Consider the following 23,592-nt stretch of genomic DNA (forward strand, 5'->3'; position numbering starts at 1 on the left):
GTACGTCTCGCGCGTACGGCCCGGCCGCTTCGGCCGTTCGGGCGTCTCCGGCCGTTCGGGAGTGTGTTGGACCGTTCGAGCGTCTTCAGCGGGTGAGCAGGTCCCGCAGGGCCTTGGCGATATCGGCGGGGGCCTCCTCGGCCATGAAGTGGCCGCAGGTGACGGTGGTGTGCCGCAGATCGGGCGCCCAGGCGCGCCACAGCGCGGCGGCGTCGTAGCCGAGGGCGGCGCCCCAGTCCTGCTGGAGCACGGTGACCGGCATCCGCAGCCGGTGGCCGGCGGCGCGGTCGGCCCGGTCGTGGTCGGTGTCGATGCCGGCGGAGGCCCGGTAGTCGGCGACGATCGAGGGCACCGCCTCGCGGCAGGCGTCCAGGTACGCGGCGCGGACATCGGCCGGGATGGCCTGCGGGTCGCCCGTCCACAGGTCGAGGAAGTGGCCGAAGAAGAGATCCGGGGCGGCCCCGATCAGCCGCTCGGGCAGTCCGGGCGGCTGGGCCATCAGATACAGGTGGAAGCCCACGGCGGCGGTGGTGCCGTGCAGCGCCTCCCACATGTCCAGGGTCGGGAGCACATCGAGGCAGGCCAGATGGGTGATGGCCGCCGGGTGGTCGAGGGCGGCGCGGAAGGCGACCAGGGCGCCGCGGTCGTGCCCGGCCAGAGCGAACCGTGTGTGGCCCAGGGCGCGGGCCAGGGCCACGATGTCGGCGGCCATGGTGCGCTTGGCGTAGCCGGTGCCGTCGGGGTCGGCGGGCTTGTCGCTGGCGCCGTAGCCGCGCAGATCGGGGCAGATCACGGTGTGGTCGGCGGCGAGGTCGGCGGCGACGTGCCGCCACATCAGATGGGTCTGCGGAAAGCCGTGCAGCAGCACGATCGGGGTGCCCGAGCCGCCGACGGCCGCGTGGAGGGACACGCCGTCGGCGACGGGAACACGGTGGTGAGCGAAGCCGGCGATGACAGGCGGCATGGTTCCGCCCCTTTCATGAGATTTCCGAAGTGATCAGATGTGGTCAGGCGTCGTCAGCGTGCCGGGCGCGAATGAGCATCGGATGAGCGCGTTACCGTGACCGGGGGCGCTGCCCCGGAAAGGGTGGTCCGACGTGCGGTTCCTGTTCGGCGTGCTGGGTCCGGTGGCGGCCTGGGACGGGGCCGGGGACGCGATCGCCTTGAAGGGGCCGCGACACCGCGCGGTGCTGGCCCGGCTGATCGTCGCCCGCCGCCGGGTCGTCCCGGTCCGCCGCCTGGCCGAGGACCTGTGGCCGGAGGAGCCCCCCGCCGACGCGGTGGGCGCGATCCGCACCTTCGTGGCCGCGCTGCGGCGCACTCTGGAACCGGAGCGCCCGCCCCGCGCCCCCGCCCGCCTGCTGGTCACCGAGGGCCCGGGGTACGCGCTGCGCGCCGACCCGGGCGCGGTGGACGCCTGGAGCTTCGAGCGGGCGGTGACCGCCGCCGCGGCGCTGCCGCCCGAGGACGCGTTCGCCCGGCTGGACGAGGCGCTGGAGTGGTGGCGCGGGCCCGCCTACGCGGAGTTCGCCGACGAGCCATGGGCCCGCGCCGAGCGCTCACGCCTCGCCGAGCTGCGGCTGCACGCCGTCGAGCGGCGCGCCGAGGCCCGGCTCGCGCTGGGCCTGGCCGCCGAGGCGGCGGCTGACCTGGACTCCCATGTCGCCGAGCACCCCTGGCGCGAGGACGCCTGGCGGCTGCTGGCCCTGGCGCTGTACCGGTCCGGCCGCCAGGGCGACGCGCTGGCGGTCCTGCGCCGGGCGCGTACGCTCCTCGCCGAGCAGCTGGGGGTGGATCCGGGCCCGCGGCTGCGCGGCCTGGAGGCCGACATCCTCGGCCACGCCGCCCACCTCGCCCCCGGCCCAAGCCCAGGGCCCGGGGCGGCCGACCGGGTGTGGGCGCGTACGGCGGCCGCCTACGACCGCACCGTGCCCTCCGGCGCCCGGGCACGTCTGGAGTCGACGGTGGGTCTGCTGCGCAGCCTCGCGGTGACCGGTGGCAGCGGCCTCCAGACGGCCCGCCACCACCGCGTGGCGGCCGTCGCGGCGGCCGAGGAGCTCGGCGACGCGGAGCTGACCGCCCGTGTGATCGGTGCGTACGACGTCCCGGCCATCTGGACGCGGCTCGACGACCCGGAGCAGGCCGCGCGGGTCGTCGCGGCGGCCGAGCGCGCCCTGTCCGCCCTGCCGCCCGGCGGGCACGACGCGGCCCGGGCCCGGCTGCTGGCCACGATCGCCCTGGAGTCGCGGGGCACCCGCGCGGCGCGCGGGCCGCAGGCGGCCCGGCAGGCGGAGGAGATCGCCCGCCGCCTGGACGATCCCGCGCTGCTGGCGTTCGCCCTCAACGCCACGTTCATGCAGACCTTCCACCGCGCCGGTCTGGCGCCGCGCCGGGACGCGATCGGCGCCGAGCTGATCGCCCTGTCCGCCCGGCACGGCCTGACCACCTTCGAGGTCCTGGGCCACCTCATCCGGCTCCAGGCCCGCGCCGCCCTGGCGGACTTCACCGGAGCGGACCGCCACGCGAGCGCCGCGGACCGCCTGGCCGAGCGCCACGAGCTGCCGCTGGTCGGCGTGTTCACCCAGTGGTACGCCGCGCTACGGCTCGCCGCGACCGGCCCGGCGGCAGAACAGGCGGAACAGGGAGAACGGAGGCCACCGGAGGCGGCTTACCGGGACGCCGCCGCGCGGCTGGACGGGGCCGGTATGCCCGGTCTGGAGCGCGGTCTGCTGCCCCTCGCGCTGCTGTGCCTGCGCGCGCGGCACGGGCTGCCCGCCCAGGCCGACGAGCAGGGCGACTGGGGACCGTACGAGCCCTGGGCCCGCCCCCTGGTGCTGCTGGCCCAAAACCGTCGCGACGAGGCCGCCGCGGCGCTGCGCGACACCCCGGACCCGCCCCGTGACCTGCTGTTCGAGGCCCTGTGGTGCCTGACGGCCCGGGCAGCCGTCGCCGTCGGCGACCGGGAGACGATGGAGCGCGCCCACCGCGAGCTCGCCCCCGCGGCGGCGGAGCTGGCCGGGGCGGGCAGCGGGCTGCTCACCGTGGGCCCGGTCTCGACGTACCTGGCCGAACTCACCACGGCCCTGCGCACCACCGGCCGGCGCGGCTAGGAGCCCGCGCCGTTGCGCCGTGCGCGCAGCTGGTGCAGGGCCGCCCGGGCGCCGGGGTGGCCGCTGTCCGCCGCCCGGCGCAGATGCCGCTCCGCCTCGCCCAGCCTGCCGAGATCCATGTACAGGGTGCCGAGCACCACCATCGCCTGGGTGTCCCCCGCCTCGATCGCCCGGCCGAGCCAGCGCGCGGCCTCGGCGTACGCCCCACGCTGGACGAGCCCGATGCCGTGGACCGTCATCCCGCGCGGATCCCCGGCCTCGGCCGCCTCGCGGGCCAGCGCCTCGGGGATCGGCCGCCGCTGCTCGTACGCCGCGCCGACCATCGCCTCGAGCACCGGGCCCAGGGGCGCGGCCCCGCGCCTCCCCCGGCGTCTGCGCCACCACGCGCACAGCCCCGTGCGCACCCGCAGCCCCATACAGAACGCGCCCCCTCCCGCCCCCGTTCGCGCACCCCCGTACGAACCCCCTCAAGCCCGCAAGCGCCATTTTCCCGCCCTGTCCGCCCTCCCGGAACCCGGCCGCGACCGGCAGAAACGTGCCTCTTGTCTCCGAAGGCGCGCCTCCGGAGGACCAAGGCCACAAGAGAGGTTAGGCTTACCTTCGTGAGCACGTGCGCGACCGCCTCCCGCGATCTGTCCGAGCCGCTCGCCGGGACGGCGACCGCCGCCACCACCTGGCTGCTGCTCGAACAGCCCGGCCCCTGGGGTGCCGAAGCCCTGACCGCCAGCCATCTGGCCCCGGCCGTCGGCCGCGCGCTGGAGCGCGCCACCAAGGACACCGGCGTCCGTGTCGCGCTGATCCGGCGCCCCGGCCGGCATGCGGACTGCCACACCCACCCCCAACAGCGGGTCTTCGTCGCACACACCCGCCCGGGCCACTCCTGGATTCGTACGACCGCGCTCACCGAGCCCGAGCGGCTGCTCGCCCTCGACTTCGCCGCGCTGGGCGCGGGCGACCCGGGCGGTCTGCGCCCCGCCGCCGCGGGCCCCGACCAGGGGTGGGAGACGTACACGGACGACCCCTTGGTGCTCGTGTGCACCAACGGCAAGCGCGACCGTTGCTGCGCCCTGCTCGGCCGGCCGCTCGCTGCCGAGCTGACCGCCTCCGGGGTGCGTGGCACCTGGGAGATCACCCACATCGGCGGCCACCGCTTCTCGCCGACGCTCATGGTGCTGCCGTACGGATACGCCTACGGGCGGGCCACCGCGCGGTCCGTGCAGGACGTCCTGGACGCGCTGCGCGAGGGCAGGGTCGTCACCGAGGGCTGCCGCGGCCGGTCCACCTGGGATCGCCCCGGCCAGGCCGCCGAACTGGCGGTCCGCGAGCTGACCGGCGAGGCGGGGGCGGACGCGCTGACCGTGCTGCGGACCGAGGGCGCCGCCCCCGCCTGGAACGTCACCGTCGAGCACGCCGACGGACGGCGGTGGCGGGCCGGTGTCGTGCAGATCGCCAGCGCGCCGCCGCGGCCGGAGAGCTGCGGGTCGGTGCTGGGCTCCCCGGCCCGTATGGACGTCATCGGCGTGCGGGCGGTGCGCGCCGGGCGCCCGGCGCCGACCGTCGCCGCGGCCACGGCCGCGGCCGTGACGCAACCGTCAATTGAGGAACCCCCACGGCGAGCGGCCACCTCCGCGAGAGCGGCGCCGGTTTAGGCGCGAAGAGAGGCCGCCTGGCGCCGTGCCGCGGACCCGTGCTTGGTTACCCTCCTTGCCATGAGCGCCGCGATACCCAGGGGGCCGCGTGCCGAGGCTCCAAGGTGGCGCATCGGCTGGCCCCGCCGTGTCTTCTCCCAAGTGCTGCTGATGCAGCTGACCATCGCCACGGGCGTCATCGTGCTCGCGACCGGCCTCTTTCTCTCCCGGCTCGGCTCCCAGCTGGACGACCAGGCCATGCGGCGCGCCCTCGCCATCGCCCAGACCACGGCCTCCGCCCCGGGACTCCCCGACGCGCTCGTGGACACCCGGCCCACCCCCCACGGCCCGGTCCAGGCCCAGGCGGAGCGGATCCGCCGGGCGACCGGCGCCGAGTACGTCGTGATCATGGACAAGCGGGGTGTGCGCTGGTCGCACACCTCGTCCGAGGAGATCGGCCGGCATGTCTCCACCGACCCCAGCGACGCCCTCGCCGGCCAGGAGGTCATGGAGATCGACAACGGCACGCTCGGCCGCTCGGCCCGCGGCAAGGTCCCGCTGCGCGACGAGGACGGCCGCATCGTCGGCGCCGTTTCGGTCGGCATCTCGTACCAGAGCGTGCGCGACCGGCTCATCGGCGCGGTGCCGGGGCTGCTCGCGTACGCGGGCGGCACGCTCGCGGTGGGCGCGGTGGCGGCGTACGTGGTCGCCCGCAGGCTCCGGCGCCGGACCCACGACCTGGCCTTCTCCGATATCTCCGCGCTGCTCGCCGAGCGCGAGGCGATGCTGCACGGCATCCGCGAGGGGGTGCTGGCCCTGGACGCGCGCGGCCGTATCCGGCTGGTCAACGACGAGGCGCAGCGGCTTTTGGACCTGCGCGCCGAGGACACCGGGCGGCCGCTGGACGAGGTGCTGCCGCCGGGCCGTACCACCGATGTGCTCGCCGGGCGGGTCACCGGCTCCGATCTGCTGACCGTCAGCGGCGGCCGGGTACTGGTCGCCAACCGGATGCCGACGGACGACGGCGGGGCCGTGGCCACCCTGCGCGACCGCACCGAGCTGGAGCGGCTGGGCCGCGAGCTGGACGGCACCCGGGGGCTGATCGACGCGCTGCGCGCCCAGGACCATGAGCACGCCAACCATCTGCACACCCTCCTCGGGCTGCTGGAGCTCGAGCTGTACGAGGAGGCGGTCGAGTTCGTCACCGAGGCGGTCGGGGTGCACCGGGCCACCGCCGAGCAGGTCACCGAGCGCGTCCACGACCCGCTGCTGGCCGCCCTGCTGGTCGGCAAGGCCACAGTCGCCGCCGAACGCGGCGTATCGCTGCGCATCGCCCCGGGGACGCTGCTGCCGAACCGGCTGGTGGACCCGCCGGGCCTGGTGACGATCGTCGGCAACCTCATCGACAACGCGCTGGACGCGGCGGCCGGAACGGCCGATCCGCTGGTCGAGGTTGAGCTGTCCGCCGACGACAGCACGGTCGTGCTCCGGGTCTCCGACAGCGGGCCCGGTATCCCGGCCGACCGGCGCGACGTCGTCTTCGCCGAGGGCTGGTCGACGAAGGAACCGCCCGCGCACCGCAAGCGCGGCATCGGCCTGGCGCTGGTGCGCCGCCTCGCCGAGCGGCAGGGCGGCAGCGTGCGGGTGACCGACCGGGACGGCGGGGGCGCGGAGTTCACGGTGGTGCTGCCCGAGGCGCTGGCCGAGGAGCCGAGCGAGCCCCGGCTGAGCACGGCAGGAGAGCCGCGATGAGGGAGGTACGGAGGTGACGGACGTGAACCGCTCGGGCGGCGCGAGTGGCGCCATTGACGTGCTGGTCGTGGACGACGATATGCGGGTGGCCCGGGTCAACGCGGCGTATGTGGAGAAGGTGCCCGGCTTCCGCGTCGCGGGGCAGGCGCATACGGCCGCCGAGGCGCTGGCCTTCCTGGACCGTGCCGAGGTCGACCTGGTGCTGCTCGACCACTATCTGCCGGACGAGACGGGCCTCGCGCTGGTGCGGCGGCTGCGCGAGCGCGGCCACCACACCGACATCATCATGGTGACCGCCGCCCGCGATATCGCGACCGTGCAGGCGGCGATGCGCCACGGCGCGCTCCAGTACCTGGTCAAACCCTTCACCTTCGCCGGGCTGCGCGCCAAGCTCCAGGGCTACGCGGCGCTGCGGCGCGCCCTGGAGGGCGGCGGCGAGGCCGGGCAGGACCAGGTCGACCGGATCTTCGGCGCCCTGGGCGGCGCCTCGGCCGGTCCGGCGGAGCTGCCCAAGGGCCACTCCGCGCTCACCGCCGACCTGGTGCGGGAGGTGCTGCGGGGGGCCGAGGGCCCGCTGTCGGCACAGGAGGTCGCCGATCGGTCCTCGCTCAGCCGTCAGACCGCCCAGCGCTATCTCAAGCTCCTGGAGCGCACGGGCCGGGTCCGGCTCAGCCTGAAGTACGGCGAGACGGGGCGCCCTGAGCACCGCTACGTATGGGTGTGAGGCGTATGCGTACGGGCCCGAGGGCGGCTGTGTACGGCCCGAGGGCGGCCGTATGGGTCCGAGGGGCGGTACGGGGTCTCCGCCGGGACGCACGCCCCCCGTCAGGCCGCTCCCGCCCCGGTGAGGGCCCGCACCTCCATCTCGGCGTGCTTGGTGGCGGATGCGGTGGCGCCCGCGGCCCGGGATGAGGTGACGGTGCCGAGCCAGCCGGCCAGGAAGCCGAGGGGCACGGAGACCAGGCCCGGGTTGTCCAGCGGGAAGACATGGAAGTCCACCCCCGGGAAGATCGCCTCCGGGCCGCCGGAGACCACCGGGGAGAACACCACCAGCACGACGGCCGGGAGCAGCCCGCCGTAGACCGCCCACACCGCGCCGCGCGTGGTGAACCGCCGCCAGAAGAGCGAGTACAGCAGCACCGGAAGGTTTGCCGAGGCGGCGACCGCAAAGGCGAGCCCGACCAGGAAGGCCACGTTGAGGTCCTGGGCGAGCAGCCCGAGGCCGATGGCGATCGCCCCGATCCCGACGGCCGCGATCCGCGCGACCGCGACCTCGCTGCGCGGCGTACCGGTCGCGCGGCGGCTCAACGAGGCGTACAGATCGTGGGCGACCGAGGCGGAGGAGGCCAGGGTGATCCCGGCGACCACGGCGAGGATGGTGGCGAACGCGACGGCGGCGACCGTGGCGAACAACACCGTGCCGCCGGTCGATCCGGCGCCCCCGCCGAGATCCAGCGCGAGCAGCGGCACGGCGGTGTTCCCGGCCGGGTTGGCGGTCCGTACGGTGTCGCTGCCCAGCACGGCGGCGGCGCCGAAGCCCAGCACGATGGTCATCAGGTAGAAGCCGCCGATCAGCCCGATCGACCAGATGACCGAGCGGCGGGCGGCCCGGGCGGTGGGCACGGTGTAGAAGCGCGACAGGATATGCGGCAGCCCGGCGGTGCCGAGGACGAGGGCGAGTCCGAGGCTGATGAAGTCCAGCCGCGCGGTCCAGCCGCCGCCGTACTTGAGCCCCGGGGCGAGAAAGTCCCGGCCGTGTCCGCTGTGTTGCGCCGCCGCGCTGAGCAGCGCGTCCACGTCCCCGTGGAAGCGGACCAGGACGAGGGCGGTGAGCGTGGCCGCCCCGGCCATCAGCAGCACCGCCTTGACGATCTGGATCCAGGTCGTGGCGCGCATACCGCCGAGCGCCACGAAGATCACCATCAGGGTGCCCACGCCGATGACCGTCCAGGCCCGGGCGCGCGGACCGGTCTCGCCGATCAGCAGGGCGATCAGGCTGCCCGCCCCGACCATCTGGGCGACGAGGTACAGCACGCATACGGTGACGGACGAGACGCCCGCGGCGATCCGGACCGGAGGCTCGCCCATCCGGGCGGCGAGCACGTCGGCGAGGGTGAACCGGCCGCAGTTGCGGACCAGTTCGGCGACCAGGAGCAGCACGACCAGCCAGGCGACGAAGAAGCCGACGCAGTACAGCACCCCGTCGTAGCCGAAGAGCGCGATGATGCCGGAGATGCCGAGGAAGGAGGCGGCCGACATGTAGTCGCCCGCGATGGCGAAGCCGTTCTCCATCGGCGAGAACAGCCGCCCGCCCGCGTAGAACTCCTCCGGAGAGCCGTGCCGCCGGCGGCCCGCCCAGGTGGTGATGGCGAGGGTGGCGGCGACGAACACGCCGAAGAGCAGCAGTGCCAGGCCCTGCTGATTGCCCGTCACCGGCCGTGCCCCCGCATCATCTCTTGCGTCACCCAGCGGAGCTCCAGCGCGACCCGGTCCCGGCGCAGCCGGGCATGGCGGGCATACGCCCAGGTCAGCAGGAAGGTGGTGGCGAACTGGGCGAGCCCGGCGACCATCGCCACATTGAGCGCGCCGACGACGGGGCGGGCCATCAGACCGGGCGCGGTGGTCGCCGCGACGACGTACGCGAGGTACCAGAGGAGGAAGAGGGCGGCCGCGGGGAAGACAAAGCGGCGGTAGCGTCTGCGCACCTCCTGGAAGGCCGCGCTGCCGTGCACCTCGGTGTAGACGTCCGCCGCGGCGGGCGGGCGAGCCCGCCGGGGTCCGGGTGCGCCGCCGGTCTCGTCCTCGCCCCAGCCGGAGGCGACCGTGTCGTACCAGGGATCGCCCAGCCCGACCACCCCGGCGTCGCGCGCGTTGTGCTGCATGTCCACCCGAACACTCCTTGCTCCACTGCCGCATTGGCCGCGTGCCAAGGATGGACGGAGCGGGAGACCCCGGACCCTTCAATAACGGACGTTCACCCCATCAGGTGACTCAGGTGACGAACATCCCGGAACCGGGACCGTATCGGGACCGTATTACGGGCCGGGTTCGGGCCCGAGCCCGGGGCCGGAGGAGAGGCCAGGCGGTTGGGCGATCCCGCTCCGGTAGGCGTAGCGCACGGCCTGGGCGCGGTCGCGCACCCCCGCCTTGGCGAAGAGGTTGTTGATGTGGGTCTTCACGGTCGCCGGGCCGATATGCAGCCGCCGGGCGATCTCGGCGTTGGACAGTCCCTCGGCGACCAGCGTCAGGACCTCCGCCTCGCGGGGCGTGAGCCCGTCGGGCAGCGGGCCCGGTACGGCCCCGGCCCCCGTCCTCGCGGCTGTTCCGTTGGCGATGTCCGGGGTGTCCGCGGTGTCCGCGGTGCTTGTGACCAGTCGCTCCAGCAGCCGTCGCTGCACCTTCGGCGACAGCCCGGCCTGTCCGGACATCACGTCCTCGATGGCGCGGGCGATCTCCTCCGCGTCGGCGTCCTTGGTCACATAGCCGCGGGCGCCCGCCTTCAGGGCCGGGAAGAGCCATTCGTCGTCGGCGTAGGTGGTCACCACCACGACCTGGGTCGCGGGGTGCTCGGCACGGATGCGCCGGGTCGCCTCGACGCCGTCGCAGCGGGGCATCCGCAGATCCATCAGCGCCACGTCCGGGGAGACCTCGGCGACCAGCCGCAGCGCCTCCTCGCCGTCGCCCGCGGAGCCGACGACCTCGATGCCGGGCAGCAGCCCCAGCAGCAGCACGATGCCCTCACGCACCATGATCTGGTCGTCGACGACCAGTACGCGCACCACCCGTGGCCCGGCGGCCCCGCGCCCTTCGCCCATTGCCTCTCCCCCTGCGTCTCCCCCTGCGTCTCCCCCTGCCGACGTCACGCCGGGACCCGCAGGCGTACCACGAAGCCCCCGTCGGCGGGTCCTGCCTCCAGCGTGCCGCCGAGGAGTTCGGCGCGCTCGCGCATCCCCCGCAGACCGTATCCGGCCCCGGTCGCCGCCGGGACGCCGGCGGACGACTCGCGGGCCCCGCCGTCCCGTATCTCGAGAAGCACCTCGTCCGTCCGGTAGACAAGCCGCAGCTCCACCCGGGCGCCCGGCGCATGCTTGCGGACGTTGGTCAGCGCCTCCTGCGCGACCCTCCGGACCGCGAGCCCGGCCTCAGCGGCCAGTTCGCGCGGCCCGCCCTCCGTCTCGAACCGCGCGCCCTCGGTCGCGGCGGACTCCCGCAGGAAGTCCTCGACCGGGGCCATCTCGCCGCGCAGCGCGTACAGCGCCTGGCGGGTCTCGGCCAGGCCGTGGCGCGCCATCCTGCGGGCCGCCACCACCCGCTCCAGCACCATGGCCCGGTCCTCCCCGCGCTCGACCAGCAGCCTGGCCGCCTCCAGGTGGACGAGCTGGGCGGAGAGGCTGTGCGCCAGTACGTCGTGGATCTCCCGGGCGATCCTGGCCCGCTCGGCGAGCGCCGCGCTCTGCGCCTCGGCGCGGCGTGCCGCCCGCTCCTGCTCCAGCAGCCGGTAGCCGGTGCCGCGCGCCTCCTCGTCCAGCCGCAGCGTATAGCCGACGAGCAGAGAGCCGAGGCCCGCGGCGAGACCGCCCGGCAGGCTGTGGTCGCCGAAGATCGTGAACGAGCAGGCGGCCACGATCCCGGCGGGCAGGCCGGCCATCAGCGGCAGCCGCTCCATCGAGACGACCACCCCGACGATCCACACCGCGGCCGCCGGGTTGTCGGCTCCCACGGCCCTGAGCGCCGCCCCCGCCCCGAGCAGCAGGGCGAGCAGGGCGAGTGCGGGGCCCAGCCGGTGGTCGACGGTGACGCGGCGGAACGCGTACACCGTGGCCGCACATCCGGCGACGGCGGCGAGCAGGACGATCCGCGCCCACCTCGGGAAGGCGTCGTCGCGGACCACGTCCCACAGCAGCAGGCTCGCCCCGAAGACCCACATGCCCGTGTTGATCACCAGCCGGACCCGGGGCACACCCTGGCGTGAGAGCGCCTGCCGCGAGGGCCACTGGGTCCATCGGTTCATCGGCCCTCCCTGGGTCCGGCGGGGTCCCAGACGCTACGGAACAACCTCTGCGGCGCGGATCAGCCTTGAGGCGGGCCCTGGGTGGAAAGTGCCTCTCCACCCAGGGGTGGAGAGGCACTCGTCCGCTGCGGGCCGGGGTACGTCAGGCGTCGATGCGCGACCGGTCCAGGGTCGCCGCCGAGTTGGTGATGAACTCCTTACGGGGCGCGACCTCATTGCCCATGAGCAGGTCGAACACCTGCTCCGCGGCCTCCAGGTCGCTGATGTTGATCCGCCGCAGGGTGCGGTGGCGCGGGTCCATCGTGGTCTCCGCGAGCTGGTCGGCGTCCATCTCGCCCAGACCCTTGTAGCGCTGGATGCCGTCCTTGTAGCGCACGTTCCGGCGCTGGAGGTCCAGCAGCGTCTCCTGGAGCTCGTGGTCGGAGTACGTGTAGACGTACTTGTCCTGGCCCCGCTTGGGGTTGACCAGCTCGACCCGGTGCAGGGGCGGCACGGCCGAGAAGACCCGCCCCTGCTCGACCATCGGCCGCATATAGCGCTGGAAGAGCGTGAGCAGCAGGATGCGGATGTGGGCGCCGTCCACATCGGCGTCGGCGAGGAAGATCACCTTGCCATAGCGGGCCTGGTCGATGTCGAACGTCCGGCCCGAGCCGGCCCCTATGACCTGGATGATCGAACCGCACTCGGCGTTCTTCAGCATGTCGGAGACCGACGCCTTCTGAACGTTGAGAATCTTGCCGCGGATCGGCAGCAGCGCCTGGAACTCGGAGTTCCGGGCGAGCTTGGCCGTGCCGAGCGCCGAGTCTCCCTCGACGATGAACAGCTCGCTGCGGTCCACGTCATCGCTGCGGCAGTCGGCCAGCTTCGCGGGCAGCGAGGAGGACTCCAGCGCGGTCTTACGGCGCTGCGCCTCCTTGTGCTGACGGGCCGCGATGCGGGTGCGGGCGGCCGCCACGATCTTCTCCAGCACGGCGCGGGCCTGCTGCTTGCCGTCCCGCTTGGTGGAGGTGAGAAACGCCTTGAGCTCCTTGGCCACCACGTTCGCCACGATCCGGGAGGCCGCCGAGGTGCCCAGCACCTCCTTGGTCTGCCCCTCGAACTGCGGCTCCGCCAGCCGCACGGTCACGACCGCGGTGAGCCCCTCCATGGCGTCGTCCTTGACGACGTCGTCCTCGGCGACACGCAGCAGCTTGGCGGTGCGCAGCACCTCGTTGACCGTCTTGGTCACCGAGCGCTCGAAGCCGGAGACGTGGGTGCCGCCCTTAGGGGTGGCGATGATGTTGACGAAGGACTTCGTGGTGCTGTCGTAGCCGGTGCCCCAGCGCAGCGCGATGTCGACGCCGAGCTCGCGCGTGACCTCGGTCGGCGTCATGTGGCCGCGCTCGTCCAGAACCGGGACGGTCTCCTTGAAGGTGCCCTGCCCGGACAGCCTCAGCACATCGCAGACGGCCTTGTCCTGCGCCAGGTACTCACAGAACTCGCTGATGCCGCCGTCGAACCGGAAGATCTCCTCCGAAGGACCCTCGGCGCCGTCCCGGCCCTCGGCGGTCCGCTCGTCCCGGACGATCAGCGTCAGGCCCGGCACCAGGAAGGCCGTCTGGCGGGCGCGGGCGTACAGCGTCTCCAGGGAGAGCTTGGCGTCCTTGAGGAAGATCTGCCGGTCCGCCCAGTAGCGGATGCGGGTGCCGGTGCGGGTCTTGGGGACGCGCTTGCCCTTGAGCAGGCCGCTCGACGGGTCGAAGGGGGCCTCGGGGCCCGACTCGGTGAAGATGCCGGGGACACCGCGCCGGAAGCTGATCGAGTGGGTCTTGGCGTCCCGGTCCACCTCCACGTCGAGCCGGGAGGACAGCGCGTTCACCACGGAGGCGCCGACGCCGTGCAGACCGCCGGAGGCCGCGTACGAGCCGCCGCCGAACTTTCCGCCCGCGTGCAGCTTGGTCATCACGACCTCGACGCCCGACAGGCCGGTCTTGGGCTCGACGTCGACCGGGATGCCGCGGCCGTTGTCCCGCACCTCCACCGAGCCGTCGTCGTGCAGGATCACCTCGATGCGGTCGCAGTAGCCGCCCAGCGCCTCGTCGACGGAGTTGTCGATGATCTCCCATAGGCAGTGCATGAGGCCACGGCTGTCCGTGGAGCCGATGTACATACCGGGGCGCTTGCGTACCGCTTCGAGTCCTTCCAGGACGAGCAGGTGCCGCGCGGTGTAGTTGGAGCCGCCCCGGTCTGCTCCGGTCAGCAGCGCAGTGGACGGCACGGACGTGTCGGCGGTCACGCGGTTCGCTCCTCGCTGAATTTCTTCTTGGCCCCACTGGGGGCCGACTTGGTGGCTGGGTCGCCCGTCAGAGCGTACCGAGGCCTGATAGAGCCGTTGTGCCGCCACCCATAAGAACGTCCATGCTAGTCCAGACTCCTTGACTTTCGCTCGTACGTTCGATCGCTCGCTGGGGTGACACAAACATCACGTTCCCTTTCAGGCATGAACCATTTAGGCTCCGGGCACGTCCTCACCAACAACCGGCAACCCAGCCGGGAGGACAAATCCGACAAGCGACGTGAAACCGTAAACCCACGCAATACGGCTCATTCGCCGCCAACCGTCACCATCTGGTCTACTCAGAAGCAATTTTTGAGAAAAAGCCACGAGCGGGAACGTTTTCGGCTTGGTTGGATGTTGACCCTGGTACGACAGCTCGTCGAGCTAGAGAAGAGGCGACGTGACTACTGTTCTGACCCCCGCGAGCCCCCTGACGGCCGCTGACCGCTGCGACCGCTGCGGCGCCCAGGCGTACCTGCGCGTCGTCCTGGTGAGCGGCGGCGAACTGCTCTTCTGCGCCCACCACGGGCGCAAGTTCGAGCCGGAACTCAAGAAGATCGCCGCAGAGATACAGGACGAGACCGAGCGGCTCATGGCCGCCCCGGCGTCCGCGTCCGACGACGAACGCTGACACCTCGCATCATCCGACGACGACGAGCGACACCGGCCCAGGGCCGGGACCTCGGGCGGCCGTCCCCGCAAGGGGAGGCCGCCCGTCCTCGTGCTCGTCCTCATTCCGCGTGACCCCGCCCCCTCACTCCACGTCGGACGCGGTCGCCCAGTCCGCCCCAGGGGCGGTAGCCCGGCGCGCCTCAGACGCGGTCACCTGGTCCGCCTCGGCCCCGGTCTCCACATCCGCCTCGGTCGCGGTCTCCCGGTCCGCCTCGGCCGCGGCCGCCAGCGACAGCACCGACGAGATCCGCGTATAGACGCCCGGCCGGCCGGCCTCCGCGCAGCCGCTCCCCCAGGACACCAGGCCCACGAGCTTCCCGCGGGCGACCAGCGGTCCGCCACTGTCCCCCTGGCAGGCGTCCCGGCCCCCGTCCGGCAGCCCGGCGCACATCATGGTCTCCGAGCGGTACTCCCCCTCCGCGTTCCCCGGATAGGCCTCCTCACATGCCTCGTCCGGCAGCACCCGCAAACGGCTGGCCCGCAGCGTCGAGGCGTAGCTGCCGTTGCCCCGCGTATCGCCCCACCCGTACACCGCCGCCCGCGCCCCCGGCTGATAGGCCAGATCTCCGTCGGCCGCCATGGCGATGCCGTACACCCGGGGCAGTGGCTGGGCGAGGGTGAGCACGGCGACGTCCCCGGACCGGCCGACCTGCTCGTATGCCGGATTGACCCAGGCCCGGAGCGGAGCCATCTCCACCCCTCCGCTGCCGCGCAGATCGTCCCGGCCGATGATCACGCGCAGGTCCCCGACCTCCCACCAATCCACGCCCAGCACCTCGCGGCTCAGGCAGTGCGCGGCCGTGAGCACCGTGGTGGGGCCCACCACCACGCCGCCGCAGAACTGGCCCGAGCGCGCTGCGCCGAACCGCTCACGGCTCGCCAGTGCCACCGCCCAGGGCGCCAATTCCGTATGAGCCGGGTGGCCGCCGACCACCGTGCGGTCTGCCGTCGCCGGGGGAGGCAGGATCGCCAGCATGGCCAGGGCGGTGACCAGCGGGGCCGCGAGAGGAGCGAACAGGGCGGACAGCGACCTACGCATTCAGCCTCCTGACCGTACGGAGCGTGTCGCACACCCAGCGTCACCCCGTCTTCGCCACTCCGCATCCTGGAAGGGGCCGAACGAGGGTGGGGCACACAGCGCGAAGGCCGGGCCCTTGGGAGGGCCCGGCCTTCGCGCGTTATCCGGTCCATGCGGACCGATGTCCGTCAGTCCAGGTAGTCCCGCAGAACCTGGGACCGGGACGGGTGGCGTAGCTTCGACATCGTCTTCGACTCGATCTGCCGGATGCGCTCGCGCGTCACCCCGTAGACCTTGCCGATCTCGTCGAGCGTCTTCGGCTGGCCATCGGTCAGGCCGAAGCGCATGGAGACCACGCCCGCCTCGCGCTCGCTGAGCGTGTCGAGGACGGAGTGCAGCTGCTCCTGCAGCAGCGTGAAGCTCACCGCGTCGGCCGGAACGACCGCCTCGGAGTCCTCGATCAGGTCACCGAACTCGCTGTCGCCGTCCTCACCGAGCGGGGTGTGGAGGGAGATCGGCTCGCGGCCGTACTTCTGGACCTCGATGACCTTCTCAGGGGTCATGTCGAGCTCCTTGGCCAGCTCCTCCGGGGTGGGCTCGCGGCCCAGGTCCTGGAGCATCTGGCGCTGCACCCGCGCGAGCTTGTTGATGACCTCGACCATGTGCACCGGGATACGGATGGTGCGGGCCTGGTCGGCCATCGCTCGGGTGATCGCCTGACGGATCCACCAGGTGGCGTAGGTGGAGAACTTGTAGCCCTTGGTGTAGTCGAACTTCTCGACGGCGCGGATCAGACCCAGGTTGCCTTCCTGGATGAGGTCCAGGAAGAGCATGCCGCGGCCGGTGTAGCGCTTGGCCAGGGAGACCACCAGTCGGAGGTTGGCCTCCAGGAGGTGGTTCTTGGCCCGGCGGCCGTCCTCGGCGATGATCTCCAGTTCGCGCTTGAGCTTGGGCGCGAGCTTGTCGGAGTTGGCGAGCTTGTCCTCGGCGAACAGGCCGGCCTCGATGCGCTTGGCGAGCTCGACCTCCTGCTCGGCGTTGAGGAGCGGGACCTTGCCGATCTGCTTCAGGTAGTCCTTGACCGGGTCGGCAGTCGCGCCCGCCGCGGCGACCTGCTGCGCCGGGGCGTCGTCCTCGTCCTCGTCGGAGAGCACGAATCCCTGGTTCTCCGGCTCGCCCTCGCCACCCTCGGCTCCGGGCTTGCCGCCGGGAGCGTCCTCGATGACGTCCTCACCCTCGAGGATCTCGTCCGGGTCCTTCTTGGCAGCGGTCTTCTTCGCCACCGTCTTCTTGGCGGCGGTCTTCTTGGCCACCGTCTTCTTGGCGGCGGTCTTCTTGGCCACGGCCTTCTTCGCGGGCGCCGCCGCGGCCTCTCCGGCCACGCCCTCTCCTGCCTCGGCCGCCGAGGCGGTCGGAGCGGCGGCAGGGGTCTTCTTCGCGGGGACCGTCTTGGCCGTGACGGTCTTGGTGGCGGTGCGCTTCGCCGGACTCTTCGCTGCGACGCTCTTGCGGGTGCGCTTGGGCGCCTCTGCGGCACTGACCATCAGCGTCACACCCTCCTCGTCGAGGACCTGGTTGAGGCTGCGCAGAACGTTCTTCCACTGGGTTGGCGGAATCTGGTCAGCCTCGAAGGCCCGACGCACGTCATCGCCGGCGATCTGCCCCTCAGCCTTTCCCCGCTCGATGAGCGCCATGACAGACTCGGATTCGGCGATCTCCGGCGGGAGCGTACGGGATGTGCTGGCCGACACGAACAACCTCTCGGAACGATGGAAACGGCTTCCGGCCCCGTCCGCTGGGGACCGGAGCCGACGACCGCCGGCAGGATGAACCGACGGCGCGGGCGGAGTGCTGCGGGTGGAGTACAGCGTCGCGAACGACGCCCGTATTCCCTCTGCGGCTGCCACCTCTTTAATCATCGCGCTGCCCCAAAGAGCGTTACGCCCATTCCTCGTGTCCCGAGTCACACCCCATAACGGTCGCAATGCCCACTCAGTGGACAGATCGACCGGACAGATCGGCTTTAGTTGATCATGCGCCGCCCCCGCGTCACCGTATCCGCGGAAATTGGCGTTGCGCCGCGGCGTCACCCCGCCGCGTCACTCCGGGGCGCCGCCTCGCCACTTTGCTTCGCCGCTCTGCCTCACGGCTTCGCCTTGCCTCTTTGCCTTGCCGCGTCGCGCCGCCGAACCCGCCGGGCGGGTTCCGGCGACGCCGCTCTCCTACGCCGTATGCCGCGGCCCGCGGGGTCAGTGCTCCCGCGGCGCGGGCACCCCCACCTCGGCGTGGTCGAGATCGGGGTGAACGATCAGCAGTTGGCGCATCGCGGCCTCCGCCGCCGCGGCGTCGCCGGAGCCGATGGCCTCGACGATCCGGCGGTGGTGACCCACCCCGGCCTCGGTGAGCCGGTCGCAGCCGGTGACCGGGGCGCCGGAGACATGCAGCGCGGCGGCGACGATGCCCGCCAGGTGCTCCAGCATGCGGTTGCCCGCGACCTGCAGCAGCAGGGCGTGGAACTCGGCGTCGGCGCGCGAGAACGTCAGGGCGTCGCCCTGCCCCAGCGCATGGCCCATGATCTCGGCCATGTCGGCGAGCCGCTGCTGCACGTCCTCACGACCGGCGCCGGCGGCGAGACGGGCGGCGAGCGGCTCGATGGTCCAGCGCAGCTCGCACAGTTCGCGGCGCTGGTCGTCGCGCTGTGGCCCGAAGGCCCGCCACTCGATGATGTCGGGGTCCAGGAGGTTCCAGTCGCTGACGGGGCGAACCCGGGTGCCCACATTGGGGCGGGCGCTGACCAGGCCCTTGGCCTCCAGGACGCGCAGCGACTCCCGCACGACGGTGCGGGAGACCTCGAAGCGCTGGCCGATCTCCTCGGGGACGAGCGGACGGTCGGCCCCGAGATCGCCGGAGACGATCATCTGGCCCAGCTGCTGGACGAGTTGGCCGTGCAGCCCGCGGCCCCGGCTGCCGGCCGCGCGTCGGCCGACTCGGCCGATCTCGGCGTCGGCGCCGTCCCAGGAGGGGGCGCCGCCGCGGTCGCCGCCGGGGCCGTCGGCGTAGGGGTAGCGGTCAAGCTCGCCCGGGCCGGCGAGGCCGGAATCGGCGGGGCGAGCCGCGGTCATCGTGGTGTGCGCAAGGGTACTCACGCATCCTTTGTCGGCGACGCCCCGGAAGCCCTTGAGGTCTTTGGTGAAAAGCACACGAAAGGGTGATCGCCCATTACCTCATAATTGACGCCGAATCGGACAGAAAGCAGCAGCCTTCGGGGAGTTGCGACCACTTCACGCGATGGGCCTACGGAACCCCTTCCGACCTGGTCCACCGCCGCTCGGGCTGCGCCGGCGCTACGCCGGGTGGACTCCCCCGGCGCGCCGGGAACCGCGGCTCCGGGGCTCGCCCCCGGGCACGGTTTCGGACACGGACCCAGGGTGCCGCCCCGTTGATTCCTCTGATTCCCCGTAGGTGATCGGCGCGGTGCCGACGCGGTATCGGCCCGGCATTACTGCCGCGCCCGGCCGCGCAGGCCGGTGAGGGCATACGCGCACAGCAGGACGACCAGCGACAGCAACAGGGCCTGTCCCACGGGCTGGGAGGCCAGCCGCAGGGCGAGCGCCAGGGCCCGGTCCACCATGGTGTGCGGCTGGTCCAGTGCCTCCGCGCGCAGCCGGTGCGGCAGTCCGACGAGCGAGCGCACCGAAGGCTCGGCCATCAGCCGATCGACGACCGGCACCGCCATAACGGGCACCGCCAGCAGGGTGGCCAGGCCGAGCGCGGTGGACCGGAAGACGGCCGCCGCCATCAGCCCGGCCCAGCCGGAGCCGATCGCGAGAGCGCACACGCTCGCGATCAGCATCGGCCAGTCGCCCGGCAGCGGCACCGCGTTACCACCGACCAGCAGGAGGAGCGCCGCCCCGTCCAGGGCGAGGATGGCGAAGGAAAGCAGCAGCGCCCCAACCGCGCACACCAGGAACTTGGCGGTCAGCAGACTCAGCCGGCGTGGCACCGTGTCCCGCGCCGGGGCCAGCGCGGGATAGCGGAACTCCTCCCCGAAGGACAGCGCGCCCAGGAGCCCGGCAGCGATGGCCACGGGCGGCAGTGGAACGTCGGCGGGCCAGCCCGTGATCCGGTGCAGCTCCCCCGCCCCGCCCGCCCGGGCGAGCAGTACGGAACCGACGAGCGAGGCCACCAGGGCCGCGACGGCGATCAGCCAACCGGTACGCACACCGGTGGCGCGGCGCAGCTCGTAGCGCAGCGGCCAGGCCGGGCCGGGCAGCGGCAGCCGCGGGAGCACACGGGGCGGGGTGACTCGGGGACCGCGGGCGGCGCTGTCGCCGCGCGTGGCCTCCAGGCCCATGTCGGCGGTCTCCTCGACCAGCCGGTGCACGACGATGCCATGGCGGTACGCGGCCTCGCCGACGGCGGCGCAGGGCAGCCCGTAGACGGAGATGCGCGTCTCGTCCTCCCGCACCACCGAAAGCCGACGCCCGACCGCGGGCACGGCGTCTGCGGGCACAGCGACATCCGCAGCCACGGCAGCCGCAGGCACGGCTGCGTCCGCGGGCACGGCGACATCAGTTGGTACGGAGGCATCGACAGGCCTCGCGACATCCGCAGGCCCCGAGGCGTCCGCGGGCACGGCAACGTGCGCAGACCCCAAGGCGTCCGCGGGCGGGGCAGCGGGCGTGGGCACGGCAACGCTCGATTGCCCGGTACGGCCGTCGGGCTCGGCCTTGCCCCCAGCCGCAGCTTCCTCCTCGCCCTCCGCTCCGCCGACCACTCCACTGGCCGCTCCGTCAGCGGCTCCCGCGGCAGCCTCCGCCGTCCCGTTGACAGCCAGGGCACCGATTTCGACCGCCCCGTTCATGGCCCCCGCCCCAGCGGCCGTCTTGACCTCTACCCCGTCCGCTTCGGCCCCCGCCTCGACCTTTGCCCCGTCCTCCGCCCCGTCGGCACTCCCCTTAGCCTCACCCTCGTCCTCGGCTTCGCGCGGTGCGGGCGGCTGGGCGGCACGCGCCTCCTCTTCCAGCACGGCGGCCAGCCGCCCGGCCAGCGGCGAGAGCACGGCGACGCGAGGGCGCAGCCGGGTGCGCGCGAACTCGTCGACCGGCTGGTCCGCGATCAGTCGGCCGCCGTCCAGGGTGAGGACCTGATCGGCGAGGCGGGTGACGCTCTCCGGGTCCTGGTCGGTGACGAGGACGGCACCGCCCTGCCCGGCGAACTGCCTCAGCAGACCGTGCATCCAGACGGTCTCGCGGGCGGACAGACCGCGCGTGGGGGCGTCGAGGACGAGGGTGTGCGGGTCTCCCAGGAGAGCCGTGGCGAGGCCGAGGCGACGCTCCATGCCGGCCGCCAGGTCGCCGATGCGCTCATCGGCCAGCTCGGTGAGGCCGACCACGTCCAGCGCCACGTCCGCGCGGGCGGCGGGCACCCCGACAGCGGCTCCGAGCATCCTGAGGTGGCCGCGGGCGGTGCGGCCGGGGTGGCCGGGGACATCGTCCAGAAGGACCCCGATCTCCCGGGCCGGGCGCCGGATGCGGTGGAGCGGGCGGCCCCGGAAGAAGGCAGCGCCATGGCCCCGGTCGAGCTGGAGCAGAAGCCTCAGCGCGCTGGTCTTGCCCGCGCCGGGGGCGCCGAACAAGGCGGTCACGCGGCCCGGTGGAGCCTCGAAGCTGAGATCGTCGACGGCAGGCCGATGGTTACGGCGGGGGGTGCTGGTCAGCCCGGTGGCCTGGATCATGGCTTCTCCCGCGGGGCGTGGAACCGCTCGTGGCACGTGGGGACTGGTGACGTACCGGAGCACGGTAACCCGCTATGTCCTATTTCGTCGGCACCTACACCCCCTGTCGAGTCGTCGTGTCATGGGCCGTCACACCTCGGGACGAAGCATGGGCGGGTTGAGCAGCGTCGCGCCCCCGGCCCGGAACAGCTGTGCGGGACGACCACCCTGACGGGTCGTCGTACCACCCGTGGGCACCAGGAATCCGGGCGTCCCGGTGACCTTTCGATGGAAGTTGCGCGGGTCGAGCGCCACCCCCCACACCGCCTCGTACACCCTGCGCAGCTCGCCGACCGTGAACTCCTGGGGGCAGAAGGCGGTGGCCAGTGAGGAGTACTCGATCTTGGAACGGGCGCGCTCCACGCCGTCCGCCAGGATGCGGGCGTGGTCGAAGGCGAGCGGGGCGGCCAACTCCGCGTCGCGGCCGAAGGTCCCGTCCTGGTCGAGCAGGGACTCGACCGGCGCCCAGCGCACGCTGTGCGCATCGCCGCCGGGCCGGGGCGCGGGGAGGTCCGGTGCGAGGGCTAGGTGGGCGACACTCACCACCCGCATCCTGGGGTCGCGCTTGGGGTCTCCGTAGGTGGCGAGTTGTTCGAGATGGGCGGCGTTGGGTGGGGCCGGGACCGCGGGGTCGTGGGCGAGCAGCCCGGTCTCCTCGGCCAGTTCCCTGGCGGCCGCCGCGGTCAGGTCCTCATCGGCCCGCACGAAACCGCCCGGCAGAGCCCAGCGCCCCTGGAAGGGCGGCTCGCCACGGCGGACGGCCAGCGCGCACAGCGCGTGCCGCCGGACCGTCAGTACGACCAGATCCACGGTGACGGCGAACGGCGGGAAGGCCGCTGGATCGTAGGGCATGTGGCGATCATAGTCGTCTTCCTGACGATAATCAGTCCCTTCAGAATGATCGTCGATGTTGATGGAAGCGCTCCCGCCACGGCGACTCCGCCGCGGCTCAGTGGCGGCTGCGGTCCCCTCGCTGGCCGGGCCTGCGCCGCACCCGCGTCCGCCCCGCCGGACGCGTCCTGGCCGCCTGCGCACCCGGGCTCTTGGCCCGGACGCCGCGCGACCGCCCGGTCCCGCCGGACCCGGACGATTCGCCGGACACTCCGTCGGACGCCGTGGCCGCAGCGGCGTCAAGGCGCTCCAACTCCCCGCGCACCGCGGTCTGCAGGGCCCTGTCGACGCGCTCCTGGCGCAGCGAGCGGCGCAGCAGCTCCGGATCGAGCCCTTCGTTGCACGCCTGGTGCAGCAGCCTGGCGAACAGGTAGTGGGGGTCGACGCACAGCGCGCGGCCGAGCGAGACGCGCGCCGCCGGCTCGTCCCCGAGCGACCAGGCGACCCAGCCGGCGAGGGTGAGCGGTGCCGCGGCGTGCTCCCCGTACGAGCCGACGCAGCGGCGGGCGAGGGCACGCCACAGCCGCAGCGCCGCCTCCGCCTCCGGCCCTTCCATCCACTGCGCGGCCCGGTCGCGCGCCAGCCGGTCCTGCAGCCCGATGATGACCGCGGCCGCCTCCTCGTCGCCGATCAGCCCGTCGTCGCGGACGTCGGCCGCGACCGGGTCGGCGATCGGCGGCGCGGCGCGGAGCCGGGTCAGCATGCCTCCGACGAGGACCAGCGTCTCCTCGCGCACCGTCGCGCAGTCCGAGCCGCCCAGGATCCTCGGCACGAGCTCACTGCCCGCCGCGTCCAGCGCCTGCTCCTGCTCCCCGGCCCGGGGCGGAGCGAGCGGCGCGAGCCTGGCCTCCATCTCGCGCAGCGACCCGCGCACATGGATGCCCGCGTAGGTCGCCGCGGCCGCCATCACGGAGGTGCCGGGCAGGGTGAGCGGGACGCCTTCCGGCGGGCAGCAGCGCCGGTCGGGGCAGACATACGACCAGAACCGGCCGTCGGAGATGCACAGCGCTTCGAAGACCGGCACCTCCAGCCCGCCGCACGCGGTGCGCAGCCGCTGGGCGAGCGGCCGCAGGCGCTCCATCACGTCCTGCCCCGACTCGCCCTCGGCCGGCTCCTGGCACAGGAACAGCACCGTCCCGTCGGGCCGGCCCGCCCGCCGCTCGCTGCCCGTCACCAGGCACTCGGCGAGCTGGTCGCAGACCTCCGGCCACTCCTCGCTCGTCCGGGGAATGCCGAGCCTGAGGCGACCGCCGAAGCGGCCGCGTGGCCCGTGCAGCGCGATCATGACAATGCTGTCGTCCGGGTGGAACCCGAGGACGTAGGGCAGGGCGTCGGCGAGCTCGGCCGGGCTGCGGAGCGTGATCTGGTCATCGCCGGAGAGGCCGGCCGCTTCGTTGTGTCGAGTCATGACCCGACG

18 protein-coding genes are annotated in these 23,592 nt (G+C 73.1%); 5 read left to right on the forward strand and 13 right to left on the reverse strand.

The window, feature by feature from the left end; translation table 11 throughout:
• Positions 1-85: 85 nt before the first annotated feature.
• Positions 86-964 carry an alpha/beta fold hydrolase gene (locus ACFV2X_RS51495; RefSeq protein WP_089508568.1) on the reverse strand — a complete coding sequence of 293 codons (879 nt, stop codon included), beginning with the start codon at positions 962-964 and terminating at the stop codon, positions 86-88.
• Between the two features lie 133 nt (positions 965-1,097).
• On the opposite strand from ACFV2X_RS51495, the gene ACFV2X_RS51500 reads away from it, so the two are divergent.
• Positions 1,098-3,110, forward strand: a complete 2,013-nt coding sequence (locus ACFV2X_RS51500; RefSeq protein WP_385630293.1) for a BTAD domain-containing putative transcriptional regulator — start codon at positions 1,098-1,100, stop codon at positions 3,108-3,110.
• On the opposite strand, the gene ACFV2X_RS51505 is transcribed toward ACFV2X_RS51500, so the two are convergent.
• Positions 3,107-3,526 (reverse strand): tetratricopeptide repeat protein, encoded by a 420-nt coding sequence (locus ACFV2X_RS51505; protein ID WP_385630295.1) that lies wholly within the window; start codon positions 3,524-3,526, stop codon positions 3,107-3,109. The two genes, ACFV2X_RS51500 and ACFV2X_RS51505, sit on opposite strands and share 4 nt — an antisense overlap.
• 186 nt (positions 3,527-3,712) lie before the next feature.
• Here ACFV2X_RS51505 and ACFV2X_RS51510 point away from each other — a divergent pair, with 186 nt between their 5' ends.
• The 3 genes from ACFV2X_RS51510 to ACFV2X_RS51520 are packed head-to-tail and all read left to right on the forward strand — an operon-like array spanning position 3,713 to position 7,214.
• Entirely contained in the window at positions 3,713-4,759 is a 1,047-nt protein-coding gene (locus ACFV2X_RS51510; protein WP_385630297.1) for a sucrase ferredoxin, read from the forward strand.
• Between the two features lie 60 nt (positions 4,760-4,819).
• Positions 4,820-6,490, forward strand: a complete 1,671-nt coding sequence (locus tag ACFV2X_RS51515) for an ATP-binding protein (RefSeq protein ID WP_385630299.1) — start codon at positions 4,820-4,822, stop codon at positions 6,488-6,490.
• 13 nt (positions 6,491-6,503) lie between these two features.
• Entirely contained in the window at positions 6,504-7,214 is a 711-nt protein-coding gene (locus ACFV2X_RS51520; RefSeq protein ID WP_385630301.1) for a response regulator, read from the forward strand.
• 101 nt (positions 7,215-7,315) lie between these two features.
• Here the strand turns inward: ACFV2X_RS51520 and ACFV2X_RS51525 are convergent, their stop codons facing one another.
• The 5 genes from ACFV2X_RS51525 to ACFV2X_RS51545 all read right to left on the reverse strand — a co-directional run bounded on the left by ACFV2X_RS51525 (position 7,316) and on the right by ACFV2X_RS51545 (position 13,776).
• Positions 7,316-8,923, reverse strand: coding sequence for a cation acetate symporter (locus ACFV2X_RS51525; protein ID WP_385630303.1), 1,608 nt, complete (start codon positions 8,921-8,923; stop codon positions 7,316-7,318).
• On the reverse strand, positions 8,920-9,372 hold the full coding sequence (locus ACFV2X_RS51530; protein ID WP_089509153.1) for a DUF485 domain-containing protein: 453 nt from the start codon (positions 9,370-9,372) through the stop codon (positions 8,920-8,922). Before ACFV2X_RS51530 ends, ACFV2X_RS51525 begins: the two co-directional genes overlap by 4 nt.
• Before the next feature lie 153 nt (positions 9,373-9,525).
• Positions 9,526-10,305: a response regulator gene (locus tag ACFV2X_RS51535; RefSeq protein WP_385630306.1), complete on the reverse strand. Its 780-nt coding sequence runs from the start codon at positions 10,303-10,305 to the stop codon at positions 9,526-9,528.
• 44 nt (positions 10,306-10,349) lie between these two features.
• Positions 10,350-11,501, reverse strand: a complete 1,152-nt coding sequence (locus tag ACFV2X_RS51540; RefSeq protein WP_385630308.1) for a sensor histidine kinase — start codon at positions 11,499-11,501, stop codon at positions 10,350-10,352.
• A 142-nt stretch (positions 11,502-11,643) separates the two neighbouring features.
• Positions 11,644-13,776, reverse strand: a complete 2,133-nt coding sequence (locus ACFV2X_RS51545; protein WP_385630310.1) for a type IIA DNA topoisomerase subunit B — start codon at positions 13,774-13,776, stop codon at positions 11,644-11,646.
• A 442-nt stretch (positions 13,777-14,218) separates the two neighbouring features.
• Between ACFV2X_RS51545 and ACFV2X_RS51550 the strand changes: the two genes are divergently transcribed.
• Positions 14,219-14,449: a hypothetical protein gene (locus ACFV2X_RS51550; protein WP_385630313.1), complete on the forward strand. Its 231-nt coding sequence runs from the start codon at positions 14,219-14,221 to the stop codon at positions 14,447-14,449.
• 123 nt (positions 14,450-14,572) lie between these two features.
• On the opposite strand, the gene ACFV2X_RS51555 is transcribed toward ACFV2X_RS51550, so the two are convergent.
• The 6 genes from ACFV2X_RS51555 to ACFV2X_RS51580 all read right to left on the reverse strand — a co-directional run bounded on the left by ACFV2X_RS51555 (position 14,573) and on the right by ACFV2X_RS51580 (position 23,583).
• Positions 14,573-15,529, reverse strand: a complete 957-nt coding sequence (locus ACFV2X_RS51555) for a serine protease (protein WP_385630315.1) — start codon at positions 15,527-15,529, stop codon at positions 14,573-14,575.
• Between the two features lie 167 nt (positions 15,530-15,696).
• Complete coding sequence (locus tag ACFV2X_RS51560; RefSeq protein ID WP_385630318.1) at positions 15,697-17,265, reverse strand: RNA polymerase sigma factor; 1,569 nt, start codon at positions 17,263-17,265, stop codon at positions 15,697-15,699.
• 492 nt (positions 17,266-17,757) lie between these two features.
• Positions 17,758-18,708: a FadR/GntR family transcriptional regulator gene (locus tag ACFV2X_RS51565; RefSeq protein ID WP_385630320.1), complete on the reverse strand. Its 951-nt coding sequence runs from the start codon at positions 18,706-18,708 to the stop codon at positions 17,758-17,760.
• Between the two features lie 299 nt (positions 18,709-19,007).
• Positions 19,008-21,245 (reverse strand): ATP-binding cassette domain-containing protein, encoded by a 2,238-nt coding sequence (locus ACFV2X_RS51570; protein WP_385630322.1) that lies wholly within the window; start codon positions 21,243-21,245, stop codon positions 19,008-19,010.
• A 129-nt stretch (positions 21,246-21,374) separates the two neighbouring features.
• Positions 21,375-22,136 (reverse strand): NUDIX domain-containing protein, encoded by a 762-nt coding sequence (locus tag ACFV2X_RS51575; RefSeq protein WP_089508555.1) that lies wholly within the window; start codon positions 22,134-22,136, stop codon positions 21,375-21,377.
• Positions 22,137-22,233: 97 nt separating this feature from the next.
• Entirely contained in the window at positions 22,234-23,583 is a 1,350-nt protein-coding gene (locus ACFV2X_RS51580) for a DUF4192 domain-containing protein (RefSeq protein WP_385630325.1), read from the reverse strand.
• Positions 23,584-23,592 lie beyond the last annotated feature (9 nt).

Origin of the sequence: Streptomyces sp. NPDC059679 (assembly GCF_042734105.1) — a bacterium.
In the GTDB taxonomy this organism is placed as follows: domain Bacteria; phylum Actinomycetota; class Actinomycetes; order Streptomycetales; family Streptomycetaceae; genus Streptomyces.